We start from the raw sequence: 9415 nt of genomic DNA on the forward strand, positions 1-9415 counted from the left end.
GCAGGCGGTCCGCTGCTCGGGCGGCTGCGCGGCGGACGCGCCGGCGTCCTCGGCCGTCCCGAAGTCCAGCACCACGGCGACCCGCTTGCGGCCGTCCTGGGCGGGCGTGGCGGCGCAGATCTCGTCGAACCGGGCCGCCGTGCGCGGCTTCGCGGCGTCCTGCCCGCCGTCCGGGCTGACGGCGAACCGCCAGCCGTCCACCGAGCCGTCCGGCGGCACGGCGATCGCCGGCCCCTGCTGCTGGTACGTCCACGCCCCGCCGTCGGCCCCGTGCCAGAACGACCAGTACCGGTACCCGGCGGCCTGCGCGGGCGCGGCGGCGGCGAGCAGCACCAGCGCCCCGACCAGCGGCAGCAGTACGGCGGCCAGGGCCCGCCGCGCGGGGCGGCGGGCCGGGGCCCCGGCCGGCGGGGCGTCGGGGAGGTGACCCATCAGAGGTTGGGGTTGCGCTTGCGCTGGAGGCTGAGCAGCAGGCCGCCGCCGATGCCGATGAGGGCGCCGACGACGATCAGCCAGAGCTTGCCGAAGCCCTCGTCCTTCTTCTGCGCCGGGGCGGTGTCCGCCGCGGCGGCGTTGGCCTTGGGGGCCGGGCCGAGGGCGGTGAGCTGGCCGGTGAGGGCGGCGTCCTCGTGGTGGGCGGCCTGGGAGACCAGGAGCAGGGTGGCGGTGGCTCCGGCGTCGGTGCCGTTCTTGGTCCAGGTGGCGCCCTGCCCCTCCAGCCAGCCGACGGCGGCGGTGGCCTGGTCGGGGTGGCCGCTCTGGGTGAGGGCGAGGGCGGCCCAGGCGGTGGCCGTGTAGTCGGGCTTGGGGTCGGCGCCCGGGGTGGTGAGGGTGAGGTGGTCGCCGCCGGCCTCGAGCTGGGTGGAGAGGTAGGCGCTGACGGCCTCGCCGGCCTCGGCGTGCGGGATGGTGGCGGGCGCGGAGCCGTCGGCGCAGGCGAGGGGCTTGGCGGTGGCGTCGGCGCGCACCGAGCCGGCGACCGGCAGGTGTCCGCCGGCGGCGGCGAGGGCGGCCTGGGCGCTGGCGAGGGTGTTGGGGGCGAGGGTGCCGGCGGCCGGGTCGGGCTGGTAGGCGAAGGCGCCGCGCTGGTCGGCGGGGGCGGTACAGCCGAGCTGGAAGCGGGCGAGGCCGTCGAAGGCGTTCTTGCCGGCGCCGCCGTTGCCGGGCCTGGCGACGCCGGCCGGGTCGGTCCGGGCGGCGAACAGGGCGTTGACGACGAGTCCGGTGGAGTTGGCGTCGCCCGGGCTGCCGGGGTTGTAGGCCCAGCTGCCGTCGGTGTTCTGGTTGGCCTTGAGCCACTGGACGCCCTTGTCGACGGCGGGCTGGTGCCCGCCGAGGGCGACCAGGGCCTGGATGGCGACGGCGGTGGCGTTGCTGTCCTCGGACTTGGCGTCGCAGGCGGCGCCGGGGGCCCGGTAGGAGGGCCAGCCGCCGTCCTCGCACTGCTGCCCGGTGAGCCAGCCGACGGCGGAGTCGGCGGGGGTGATCTTGGCGGTCGTCAGCGCGGTGAGCGCGAGGGACTGCCGCCAGACGCCGTCGTACGTCGGGTCGCTCTTGCCGTACAGGCCGTCCGGGACGGTGGGCGGGGCGGCGTCGGCGAGGGCCGGTGCGGCGGCGAGGCCGGTGAGCAGCGCGGCGGACAGGGCGGCGGCGCCCAGGCGGGCGGCGGTCAGCATGGTGCGGGTGTGCCTTTCGGTGAGCGGTGGGGGCCCGGGCGGGGCCGTTCCGTAGTCCTCGACGGGTGCCGGGCGCGTGGGCGTCCGGCTCGCCGCTCGTCCCTCCCCGGGTGTTCCGGCTCGTCCGGCGCGCGGGGGCGCGCTCGGGTTCACGGTTGCGGGTCAGCGCCGGATTCGCACCGGCTTTCCCCGGGGGAGGAGCGGGATGGAGTTGTGCTGCCCGTCGACTCTAGCCGCCGGGTCGCGGCGCGCGGGTCGCGGGAGCGGGCGGGGACAGGAACAGGTTCCAGTAATCGGCCGCCGGCCGGGCTCCTCGGGGCGGGGTCAGGGCAGGGTGAGCAGCCGGGCGGCGGTGTGCAGGTCGGCCCGGACCTCGGCGATCGAGGCGCGCCCGGAGAGCCAGGCGACCAGGGCCGAGTGCCAGGTGTGCTCGATCACCCGGACGGCCGCGCGCTGGCTGTCGCTGGGTGGGCCGGACTGCCCGATCGCGTCCAGGATGAGCTGTCCGGTGGCGGCGCTGACCAGGTCCACCTCGGCACCGACCGAGCGGTCCGCGAAGCACATCGCGCGGACCATCGCCTCGGCCAGCAGCGGCTCGCGCTGCAGCGCGTGGAAGGCCCGGGTGAGGGTGTCGGCGACCCTGGGCGCGGGTTCCGGGCCGGCCGGCGGGTGCCGCCGGATGTGCTCCTGGAGCTCCTGCAACTGCTCCAGCATGACCGCGACCAGCAGGTGGACCTTGGACGGGAAGTACCGGTACAGCGTTCCGAGGGCGACCTGCGCGCTCTCCGCGACCTCCCGCATCTGCACGGCCTCGTACCCGCCGCGGGCGGCCAGCGCGGTGGCGGCGCGCAGGATGCGCCGGCGCCGCTCGGCCTGGCGCGCGGACAGCGGCGGCTCGCCCTGCGGAGGGGTGGCGGGACTCACGGGCGTGGTCGGCGACGGCAAGGGTGCTCCCGGGGGCGCGTGGGTGGCGGCGTGCTCCAGAAAGGTCGGCCCGGAGCGGCCGGCGGTCGGTCGCGGTCGGTCGGGCCCGGCGTGGCGGGAATCACCAGCCCTGGCTCCTGAGCGAAAGCTACGGGCCGGTATCTTCGAGGTCTCTCATTGTTCACACGGTCGATGACGAGTTCCACCGCCACTGAAACCTGATCTACTTTAGCGACCAGCGTCGCCGTTGGCGCCGCTCGCACCGATAGCAGCCAGAGATGAGGGCCGAGGATGACCGCGCAGCCGCTGCGGATTGCCCTGCTGTCATACCGCGGGGACCCGTTCTGCGGCGGTCAGGGCGTGTACGTACGGCACCTCGCCCGTGAGCTGGCCCGGCTCGGCCATCACGTGGACGTGATCGGCGCCCAGCCCTACCCCGTGCTGGACGAGGTCGAGGGCCCGGGCACGGTCCGCCTGGTGGAGCTGCCCAGCCTGGACCTCTACCGCGCCGACGACCCGTTCCGCACGCCCGCCCGCGACGAGTTCCGCGGGCCGGTGGACGTGCTGGAGTTCGCCACCATGCGCACCGGCGGCTTCCCCGAGCCGCTCACCTTCTCGCTGCGCGCCCGCCGGTACCTGGCCCGGCACAAGGGCCGCTACGACGTGGTGCACGACAACCAGACCCTCGGCTACGGACTGCTCGGCCTGGCCCGGCACGGCTTCCCGCTGGTCACCACGATCCACCACCCGATCACCGTGGACCGGCAGTTGGAGCTGGATGCGGCGACCACCCGGGTCAAGCGGCTCTCGCTGCGCCGCTGGTACGCCTTCACCCGGATGCAGCGCCGGGTCACGGCCCGGCTGGACCACGTGATCACCGTCTCCGGCACCTCGCAGCGCGAGATCGCCGAGCACCTGGGCGCCGCCCCCCGCGCGATCTCGGTGGTGCCGATCGGCGCCGACACCCGGCTCTGGTCGCCCTCGTCGGAGATCGAGCGGGTCCCCGGCCGGATCGTCACCACCTCCAGCGCGGACGTGCCGCTCAAGGGCCTGGTGTTCCTGGTCGAGGCGCTGGCCAAGGTCCGCACCGAGCGGGAGGCCCACCTGGTGGTGGTCGGCAAGCCGCAGAAGGAGGACGGGCCGGTGGCCGAGGCGGTGCGCCGCTTCGGGCTGGCGGAGCACATCGAGTTCCGCACCGGCCTGAGCGACCAGGAGCTGGTCGACCTCTACCGCTCGGCCGAGGTGGCCTGCGTCCCGTCGCTGTACGAGGGTTTCTCGTTGCCCGCCGCCGAGGCGATGGCCACCGGCACCCCGCTGGTCGCGACCACCGGCGGGGCGATCCCCGAGGTGGCCGGGCCGGACGGTGAGACCTGCCTGGCCGTGCCGCCGGGGGAGGCGGACGCGCTGGCCGCCGCGCTCGGCCGGCTGCTGGACGACCCGGAGCTGCGCGCCGAGCTCGGCGCGGCCGGCCGGGAGCGGGTGCTGGCCCGGTTCACCTGGGAGCGGGCCGCCGAGCTGACCGCCGAGGCGTACCGCGCGGCGATCGCCACCGGCGTCGGTGCCCGGGCCCGCTCCGGGCCGGGCTGGCGGTACGTGCCCTGAGCCCGGTGTCGAGGCCGGGCGCGGTGTGGAGGCCGGGCGCGGTGTCGAAGCCGGGCACGGCGCCGAGGCCGGGCCCGGAGGAGAGGCGCCGGACCGGCGGAGCGTTGACCTGACGAAGCGGTCTGACGAAGCGTCAGGATCGCTTGGTAGCAATAGGAATGGGAGCCCTGCAGTGCTGACCGTCGATTTCTCGCGCTTCCCGCTCGCCCCCGGCGACCGGGTGCTCGACCTGGGCTGCGGCGGGGGCCGGCACGCGTTCGAGTGCTACCGCCGCGGCGCCAACGTGATCGCCCTCGACCAGAACGCCGAGGAGATCGCCGAGGTCAAGAAGTGGTTCGCCGCGATGGAGCTGGCCGGCGAGGCCCCCGAGGGCGCGTCGGCGGTCGCGATGGAGGGCAACGCGCTGGCGCTGCCGTTCGAGGACGACTACTTCGACAAGATCATCATCTCCGAGGTGATGGAGCACATACCCGATGACAAGGGCGTGCTCAACGAGATGTTCCGGGTCCTCAAGCCGGGCGGCCTGCTCGCCGTCACCGTGCCGCGCTGGCTGCCGGAGAAGATCTGCTGGGCGCTGTCCGACGAGTACCACGAGGTCGAGGGCGGCCACATCCGGATCTACCGGGGCGACGAACTGCTCGGCAAGCTCAAGGACGCCGGCCTGGAGCCGTACGGCACCCACCACGCGCACGCGCTGCACTCGCCGTACTGGTGGATCAAGTGCGCCCTCGGCGTGGACAACGACAAGGCGCTGCCGGTCAAGGCCTACCACCAGCTGCTGGTCTGGGACATCGTCGGCACCCCGGTGATCAGCTCGATCACCAAGGCCGCCGAGAAGGCGCTCAACCCGGTCATCGGCAAGAGCTTCGTCGCCTACGCCACGAAGCCGCACCGCGCCGAGTCCGGTCGGTCGGGCGCATGACCGCCGCCGTCCCCGAGGTGCTGCTGCTCGACGGGGTGCTGGACGCCGAGCAGGCGGCCGACACCGTCCGCAGCATCCTCGCCGAGCAGCGCCCCGACGGCGCCATCCCCTGGTTCGCCGGCCACCACCTCGACCCCTGGGACCACACCGAGGCCGCGATGGCCCTCGACACCGCCGGCGAGCACGCCGCGGCCGAGGCCGCCTACCGCTGGCTCGCCGCCCGGCAGAACCCGGACGGCTCCTGGTACGCCGCGTACACCGACGGCGAGGTCACCGACCACGCCAAGGAGAGCAACTTCTGCGCGTACATCGCGGTCGGGGTCTGGCACCACCACCTCAGCACCGGCGACGACGCCTTCCTGGAGTGGATCTGGCCGGTGGTCCGGCGGGCGCTGGACTTCATCGTCGGCCTGCGGCTGACCGGCGGCCCGATCGCCTGGCGGGTCGACGAGGACGGCGCCGCCACCCAGGAGGCGCTGCTCACCGGCTCGTCCAGCATCCTGCACGCGCTGCGCTGCGGGCTGGCCGTCGCCGACTACCTGGAGGAGCCCCAGCCCGACTGGGAGCTCGCGGCCGGCCGGCTGGGGCACGCCGTCGCCCACCATCCCGAGCGGTTCCTCGACAAGGGCCGCTACTCGATGGACTGGTACTACCCGGTGCTCGGCACCGGCCTGCGCGGCGACGCGGCGGTGGCGCGGATCGAGCGGGACTGGGAGCGCTTCGTCGTCCCCGGCCTCGGCGTGCGCTGCGTCAGCGACCGCCCGTGGGTGACCGGCGGCGAGAGCGCCGAGCTGGCCCTCGCGCTCTGGGCGATCGGCCAGTCCGACCGCGCGGTGGACATCCTGCGCTGGATCCAGCGGCACCTGCGGCACGAGGACGGCTCGTACTGGACCGGGTACGTCTTCGAGGACGACGCGATCTGGCCCGAGGAGCGCACCACCTGGACGGCCGGGGCGCTGCTGCTCGCGGTGGCCGCGCTCGGCGGGGACCCGGCGACCGTCGCGGTCTTCGGCGGGGAGCAGCTGCCCGCCGGGCTGGTGGTCCAGGACTGCTGCTGAGGGCCTCCGGAGCATGACGAAGGGGCGGGACCGGATCACCGGTCCCGCCCCTTCGTCATGTCCGGACGTCCGTCGGACGACGGCGTCAGCCGCGCTGGATGCCCGCAGTGTCGGCCAGCACGCCCTGGCTGCCGTCCGGCAGCTGGGCGACCAGGGCCGCGCCGCGCTGCTCGACGGCCAGGTACCAGGTGCCCGGCACGACCTCGCCGACCGGGGCACCGGCCGGGTTGTCCTTCGGGGCCAGCTGGCGCGGGGCCGGCACGGCGAACCAGAACGGCTGGAAGTCCGCCGCCGGGGCGGCCTGCTGCTGGGCGGCCGGGATCGGCTGCGGGGCCGGGACACCGGCGTCCTGCGGCTGCGCCGGCTGACCGGGCTGCATCTGGCCGGGCTGCGGCTGGCCGGCGGCCGGGTAGCCGTAGCCACCGGCCGGCTGGCCGCCGAAGGCCGGGTCGTGGGCCTGGCCCGGGTAGCCGTACTGGCCGGGGCCGGGCTGACCGGGGGCGCCGGGGTGGCCGGGCTGACCCGGCATCGGGTAGCCGCCCTGGTAGGGGACGGCCGCCGGGCGGTCGCTGACCAGCGGAGCCTTCAGCGCCGGCACCAGCGGAGCGGCCGCGGCCGCACCCGCCAGCACGATCAGCGAGATCAGACCGAGCCAGGCACCGAAGCCGTGGCTGATGCTGCCGGCGGACGGGCCGCCGCCCAGCGCCCAGAGCGAGGTCCACAGCGCCGCCACGGCGAACGCGATGCCCCACTGGTCCAGCCGCAGGCCGAGCACCTGGCGGTTGGCGCCGGCCGGGCCCTGGAAACGCTGCACCAGGATCAGCACGGCCGCGGCGATGCCCAGCAGGTAGATCGAGGGCAGGATGGGGAACAGCTCGGTGCTCCACGCGTTCTGCGAGGTGTTCCCGCAGTACCGGCCGCTGCAGTCGACGGTCCAGTAGGGCAGGAAGGAGGCGATGAAGAGCAGGACGGCCCCGCCTGCGACGGCGGCGTCTCCCCTGGTGAGAGCGCGCAGATTCACTTACGTTCCCCTCGTTGACGTGTCGTGGACGGTGCTTCGCGCGGTCGTGCTGACCGGCCGAAACTCCCGAACGGACCAGAAGCCTAGGCCCAACCGTCCCGCCGGTGCACGGCGGGCTCGGCAATGGGTCGAAGTCGTTGCAAACCGTGCGGACGCGGTGGGCTGTCGTCCACCGGGCTCGTACGTCCCAACTCCCTTGCCGGGCCCACTCAGTGAGTGGTCAGGAAGGCGGCCAGCGCATCGGCGATCCCCTGGGCGGCCTGCTGGCGCCACTGAGGGTCCGTCATCCGTCCGGCGTCCGCGGAGTTGCGCATGTTACCGCACTCGATGAACACCTTGGGAACCGCGGAGAGGTTGAGGCCGCCCAGGTCGGAGCGGGTGTCCAGGCCGTCGTTCGCGATGTAGTCGGCGTAGGGCTCGCCGGTCGCGGCGTGGAAGTGCTCGCGCAGCAACAGGCCCAGCCGGTGCGAGGGCTCGACGATCGCCGAGTTGTCCGCCTTTCCGGCCACCACCTTGGCGGGCATGATCACGTGGAAGCCGCTGCCGCTCGCCGGGCCGCCGTCGCCGTGCACCGAGACCGCGACGTCGGCGTGCGCGTCCGCGCCCGCCCGGGCGCGCTCGTCGACGCACGGGCCCCAGGGGCGGTCGCCGTCCTGCACCAGCACCACCTTGGCGCCCCGGGCGGCCAGCAGGGCCCGGGCCCGGCGGCTGACGTCCAGGGTGTAGTCGGCCTCGGTGTAGCCCGCGTTGGTCTCGGTGCCGGTGGTGTCGCACTCCTTGCGGCCGTTGCCGACGTCCACCTGACGGTTGATCTCGGTGGGGTGGGCGGCGTTGCCGGGGTTGTGGCCGGGGTCGATCACGACGGTGCGGCCGGTGAGGTCGGCGGCCGAGCTCTCCGGGGTGGGGGTGGTCGTCGCGGCGCCGCCAGTGGGTGTGCTGCCGGTGGGCGGGGCCTCCGGGGTGGCCGGGGCCTGGCCGGTGGGCTGGGTGGCGGGCTGGGTGGGCGTCACGGCGGTGGACTGGACGCCGGTGGACTGGGCGGTGGTGGACTGGGCGGTGGTGGGCGACGCGGAGGTCGCGGCGCCCACCGGGCCGGAGTCGTCCAGGGCGTGCCAGCCCAGCCAGCCCGCCGTGCAGAGCGGAACGGCCACGGCCACCGCGGTGGCGGCGCGCAGCAGGGCGGAACGGCGGGGGGTGCGGGAGGTGGGGCCGGTCACGGGTGGTTCAGATCCTGTCCGAGGTGGGCGGGGTGAGACCGTACGTCGTGGCGATCGGCTTCCACTTGGTCAGGAAGTCGTTCTTCGCCTGGGTGGCCTGCGGGTTGAGCTCGTCCGCGTGCTTCTTGTCCGCCGTGGTGGGCGCGTTGCCGGAGCAGCCCTGGCCGGCGACCGCACGCCCCCAGCTCGCGTACGCCCGGTCGATGTCGGCGGACAACTGCCAGGCGGACTTGAGCGAGTTCACCGCGTCCGCGCCGCCCGGCAGGTCGGTGACGCTCAGCTTGGAGAGCTTGGTCAGCAGGCCGTCGCGCTGCTTGGCCCCGCTGTCGAAGACCTGCACCGCGCTGTCGATGTCGGTCTTCGCGGGGCAACTGGATACCTTGGCGACCGCGTTGCCGATCTGCGTCCTGGCGTTCCCGCCCTCGGTCAGCAGCGCGTCCAGCTCCTGCGCCTGGGCCTTGGCGTCGGGACCGGCGGTGGTCGCGGTCGGGGCGGGCGAGTCGGTGGGCGCGGCGGTGCTCGGCCCGGCGTCCGTACCGGTGGGCGCCGGGGCGGGCTGCGGATTGCCGGAGCCGGTCGCGGTGGCGGCCGAAGGGGCGGGCGCGGCCTGGCCGTTCTTGTCGCCGCCCTGGGTCGCGTACAGCAGGCCGCCGCCGACCGCCAGCACCAGCAGCACGGCGAAGCCGATCAGCAGCGGGGCCCTGCGGTTGGCCGGGCGGTCCTCGTCGTCCCCGCCGTCGACCGGGTGGGCCGTCGGGTGGTCCGGCTGGGTCCGGTACGGGGGCGGGGGGTACCCGTAGCCGCCCTGGGGGTTCGGGGCGTGCGGGTTCGGGGCCTGCGGGTACGGGCCGGCCTGGGGCGGCGGCGGGTAGACGTACCCCGGGCCGGGGAGCGACCCGCCCTGGGAGCCCCGGTCCTGCGGGGTCGCGTGGGTGGGGAACGCCGTGGCCGCCGGCGGCGCGCCCGGGGGCGGCGGAGATCGGAAGGGCGTCGGG

General features: G+C 75.0%; 8 protein-coding genes, 1 pseudogene and 1 riboswitch. Of the genes and pseudogenes, 3 read left to right on the top strand and 6 right to left on the bottom strand.

Translation table 11 applies throughout. From position 1 onward, the window contains the following. The 3 genes from BG452_RS22475 to BG452_RS22485 form a co-directional block, all read right to left on the bottom strand. Positions 1-432: SCO2322 family protein (locus BG452_RS22475; RefSeq protein ID WP_262986032.1), on the bottom strand; the 432-nt coding region annotated here is incomplete at its 3' end. Then, entirely contained in the window at positions 432-1676 is a 1245-nt protein-coding gene (locus BG452_RS22480; RefSeq protein WP_188306147.1) for a prenyltransferase/squalene oxidase repeat-containing protein, read from the bottom strand. The genes BG452_RS22480 and BG452_RS22475, both read right to left, overlap by 1 nt. Before the next feature lie 108 nt (positions 1677-1784). Next, positions 1785-1866: riboswitch (cobalamin riboswitch) on the bottom strand. Positions 1867-2000: 134 nt separating this feature from the next. Beyond that, positions 2001-2600 carry a TetR family transcriptional regulator gene (locus BG452_RS22485; RefSeq protein WP_188306148.1) on the bottom strand — a complete coding sequence of 200 codons (600 nt, stop codon included), beginning with the start codon at positions 2598-2600 and terminating at the stop codon, positions 2001-2003. Positions 2601-2891: 291 nt separating this feature from the next. Here BG452_RS22485 and BG452_RS22490 point away from each other — a divergent pair, with 291 nt between their 5' ends. The 3 genes from BG452_RS22490 (at position 2892) to BG452_RS22500 (ending at position 6182) form a co-directional block, all read left to right on the top strand. Beyond that, on the top strand, positions 2892-4202 hold the full coding sequence (locus BG452_RS22490) for a glycosyltransferase family 4 protein (protein ID WP_188306149.1): 1311 nt from the start codon (positions 2892-2894) through the stop codon (positions 4200-4202). A 172-nt stretch (positions 4203-4374) separates the two neighbouring features. After that, complete coding sequence (locus tag BG452_RS22495) at positions 4375-5124, top strand: class I SAM-dependent methyltransferase (RefSeq protein WP_188306150.1); 750 nt, start codon at positions 4375-4377, stop codon at positions 5122-5124. Beyond that, complete coding sequence (locus BG452_RS22500) at positions 5121-6182, top strand: prenyltransferase (protein WP_188306151.1); 1062 nt, start codon at positions 5121-5123, stop codon at positions 6180-6182. The genes BG452_RS22495 and BG452_RS22500 overlap by 4 nt, the downstream gene beginning before the upstream one ends. Before the next feature lie 85 nt (positions 6183-6267). Here the strand turns inward: BG452_RS22500 and BG452_RS22505 are convergent, their stop codons facing one another. The 3 genes and pseudogenes from BG452_RS22505 to BG452_RS22515 all read right to left on the bottom strand — a co-directional run. Further along, positions 6268-7203, bottom strand: coding sequence for a hypothetical protein (locus BG452_RS22505; RefSeq protein WP_188306152.1), 936 nt, complete (start codon positions 7201-7203; stop codon positions 6268-6270). A 209-nt stretch (positions 7204-7412) separates the two neighbouring features. Next, the gene (locus BG452_RS22510; protein ID WP_317621176.1) at positions 7413-8420 is read right to left on the bottom strand and encodes an N-acetylmuramoyl-L-alanine amidase; all 1008 of its coding nucleotides are present in this window, start codon (positions 8418-8420) and stop codon (positions 7413-7415) included. A gap of 7 nt (positions 8421-8427) precedes the next feature. Further along, positions 8428-9415 (bottom strand): annotated as a pseudogene (locus BG452_RS22515) (hypothetical protein); the annotation flags it as partial.

It is taken from the genome of Streptomyces sp. CBMA123, assembly GCF_014596465.1.
Classification (GTDB): Bacteria; Actinomycetota; Actinomycetes; order Streptomycetales; family Streptomycetaceae; genus Kitasatospora.